The organism is Nocardia sp. NPDC004722, from assembly GCF_053601505.1.
Window position 1 is genome coordinate 1 of record NZ_JBSGBY010000789.1, and the last position, 3,294, is coordinate 3,294.

3 protein-coding genes are annotated in these 3,294 nt (G+C 71.9%); 2 read left to right on the forward strand and 1 reads right to left on the reverse strand.

The window, feature by feature from the left end:
• The first annotated feature begins 358 nt into the window (after positions 1–358).
• Positions 359–1,900 carry an APC family permease gene (locus ACWELQ_RS41855; protein ID WP_452402532.1) on the forward strand — a complete coding sequence of 514 codons (1,542 nt, stop codon included), beginning with the start codon at positions 359–361 and terminating at the stop codon, positions 1,898–1,900.
• Positions 1,897–2,595, forward strand: coding sequence for a helix-turn-helix domain-containing protein (locus ACWELQ_RS41860; protein ID WP_452402533.1), 699 nt, complete (start codon positions 1,897–1,899; stop codon positions 2,593–2,595). Before ACWELQ_RS41855 ends, ACWELQ_RS41860 begins: the two co-directional genes overlap by 4 nt.
• A 74-nt stretch (positions 2,596–2,669) precedes the next feature.
• Here the strand turns inward: ACWELQ_RS41860 and ACWELQ_RS41865 are convergent.
• Positions 2,670–3,294 (reverse strand): Lrp/AsnC family transcriptional regulator (locus ACWELQ_RS41865; RefSeq protein WP_452402534.1); only part of this gene is annotated, 625 nt, incomplete at its 5' end.

Consider the following 3,294-nt stretch of genomic DNA (forward strand, 5'->3'; position numbering starts at 1 on the left):
CGGCGCGGCCGCCGCGACCACCATGAACACGATCGCCCCCGCCCCGAGCCTGCCGCTCAGCCCGGATGGTGTTACGGGCGTGGCATCAACACCGCCGGACCGGGCCGTGGTGCTGCCGGGCGGGGCGGTGGCGTTGCCGGGTGGTGGGGGTGTGGGGGCCATGGTGCACCTCCGGGGCGAGGGTTGGGCGAACCCTCAACACTGTTGGCGCACTGCTTTTCCCAGCCGTGACCTCGTGGTAAAGGTCGGGGCCGCGGTGAATGAGACGCCGCGGCCGCCGGGGTGTCTCATTCGAGCTCACACAGCGATGACCGCACCGAAATCCGTGCGACATACGGGATTCGTATTTTCCGGGCGTATGAGCCGTCGTACCAGCGCCTTGGATCGGGCGATCGCCGATCCGCCCTCGGTCACCGGGGTGTCGGACACCTCGCCGATGTCGGGGCTGCGGCGGCGCAGTCTCGGGTTCGCGGATGTGCTGGCGCAGTCGATCTCGGCCATCGCGCCGGGCGCGGCGGCCGCCACCACGCCCGGGCTGCTGGTGGGTGTGGCCGGGGACGGCGCGCTGTGGGCGGCCGTCGCCGGTGCGGCGCTGACGCTTCCGGTGGCGGCGGCGGTCAACCAGTTCACCAAGCGGGTCAGCACGGCGGGGTCGCTGTACACGTTCACCGCCAAGGGGCTCGGGGCGGGCGGGGCGTTGTCGTCCGGAATCGCCTTGATTCTCGGGTACGCGTTCATCGCCATGTACTCGCTGGCCAATATCGGCCCGCATGTGGCGAATGTGCTCGCGGCCTTGGGGTTCGGCGGGGTCACCGGCCCGGCGTTCGCGCCGCTGTGCGTGCTCACCGCCGGGCTGCTGTGCACGGTGGTGATGCTGCGCGGGGTGCGGGTGTCGGCGCGGCTGAGCCTGCTGGTGGAGTCGGTGGCGGTGGCGGTGTTGCTGGCGCTGATCACGGTGCTGTGGTTCGGGCAGGGCCGGGTGGTCGCGCCCGAACTGCTCGCGCCGGCCCGGGTGCCGGTGCCGGGTTTCGTGGTGGGTGTGGTCATCGCGATCACTGCGTTCGTCGGGTTCGAGAGCGCCGCGTCGCTGTCGGTGGAGGCCCGGCGGCCGTTCGCGACGGTGCCGCGGGTGCTGGTGTGGTCGCCGATCGCGACCGGAGTGCTGGTGGTGGCCGCGACCTCGGTGCAGGCCACCGGTTTCCGGCTGGCCGGGCTGACGCCGGGGGCCGCCGCGGTCCCGGTGGACGCGCTGTCGTCGTATTACCGGGTGGGGTGGATCTCCCCCATCCTGGATTGCGGTGTCACGGCCTCGTTCTTCGCGTGCGCACTCGCCTCCTCGACCGCGCTGGTGCGGGTGCTGCTGAGCATGGGCATCGACGGCGTGCTCCCCGCAGCCCTGAGCCGCACCCACCCGGATTGGCGCACACCGCATGTCGCCATCGGGATGTCGATGCCGATCGCCATCGCGGTTCCGCTGCTGATGCTCGCGAGCGGGACGGGTGTCGAGCAGACCGCGGGCGTGCTGCTGGTGGTGTCGGCGGGCGGCTACGTACTCGCCTACCTGCTGGTGTGCCTGGCGGTGCCGCTGTTCCTGTGGCGCATAGGCGAACTCACCCCGATCCCGGTCGCGCTGGCCCTGGCCACCGCGGGCGGACTGTCCGGCTGCCTGACGGTATTCCTGGCCACCGAGTGGGACGGCACCCGCGCGGCGGGCGTCTGGCTGTTCGTACTCGCACTGGTGGCAGGCACGACGATCTCCTGGCGATTGCGCCGACGGCGACTGCCGGACCTCGGCACCCACGACATCCCCATCGGCGCCGAGGTCCTGGGCGGCTCCGCCGGACTCGGCGGGACCGGCACGGTGGGCGGGACCGGCGGGCTCGGCGGGAGGAGCTGGTGAGCTTGACGGGTGGAGGGCATCCGGGCGAAATCGGTGGGCGGCAGCCGAAAGCCGTGCTCAGCGCGCTCGTGGTGCTGGAGGAGGTCGCCGCCTGCGGTCCCGGGGTGACCGCGCGCGAGATCAGCCGCAATCTGGGCATGCCGCGCGCGACCGCGTACCGGCTGCTGAATTTGCTGGTGCAGCAGGAATATCTGGTGCGCACGCCGGATCTGACCGGATTCGCCCTCGGCACCAAGGTCACCGAACTGGCCGGGATGGCCGCTCCCCCGGTCCTGCCCGCTGCCACGCTCGAAGTGCTCGACGGGTTGCGGCGCGGATTGCGCGCGGGCATTCACCTGGCCGGGTACCACCGCACCGGCACACCACGACCGCGAGTACGCATCCTCGACGCCGACCCGGATTTCCCGATCGAGAACCAGCGCCTCATCACCGGCGATCTCACCGTCTCCGCTATCGGGCGACTCGCCCTCGCGGAGACCGACGCGGAAGCGCGCGGACGCGGCTACGCGGTCCAGGTCGACGAATTGCGCCCCGGCCACGGCTGTCTCGCGGTCCCGGTGCGCGACCGCGGTGGCACCCTGGTGGCCGGTCTCATCCTGTCGACCACCGCCGCCCGCTTACGGGACCTCGATGCTGCGCTGAATCTCCTCGCGCCCGGCCGCGACCTGCTGCAAGCCCGCCTCACCGACCGGTGACCCTGCCCGCGGCCAGTTGCGCATCAGTCTCGGCGACCGGTGAGCCCGGCCCCGAAACCTGCCGCCAGGCGATCTCAGCGACCCGTGAGGCCGCTCACCCGTTGCACGCCACTGGTTTTGAGGACGTCCACGACCAGTGAGGTGGCCACCGAGTCGGCGTGGGTGACCCAGTTCGAGGTGGTCACCAGTTCGTAGAGGCTGCGCTTGTCGGGGACGGCGACGTCGGCGACGATCTGGTGGTCGCCCATGATGGCCGCGGCGTAGCGGACGTACGGCGAATCCAGCAGCAGCGCGCCGACCGCGTCCACCGCGTCGGGCCGGGTTTTGATCCACAGCAGTGCCTCCACCCCCAGCCCGAGCGCGGCCGGTGCGACGAGGGCGCGCACGTGCACGGTGCCGTCCCGCCTTAGCGCCTCCACGCGGCGGCGGGCGGTCGGCTCGGAAACGCCTGCGATGCGGGCGATCTCGTCGTAGGTGCGGCGGCCGTCCTCGGCCAGCGACCGCACGATGAGCTGTTCCTCCCGTGCCAGCCGCCGCGCGCCCGCCCCGGTCGGTGAGGGCGTCAGCGGCGGGAATTCGGCCAGCGCGGCCGCTTCCGCGTCGTCCAGCAGCGCGGGCCGCCATTCGTGCACCGTCCGGAAGTATCGCAGCACCGGCAGCGTGTTGCTCTCCACCAGGCCGGGAATGCCCGGCAGCTGT

Bases quoted from the DNA above. Each gene is read 5' to 3' on its own strand.
- ACWELQ_RS41855 (WP_452402532.1), top strand. From the start codon at position 359: ATGAGCCGTCGTACCAGCGCCTTGGATCGGGCGATCGCCGATCCGCCC.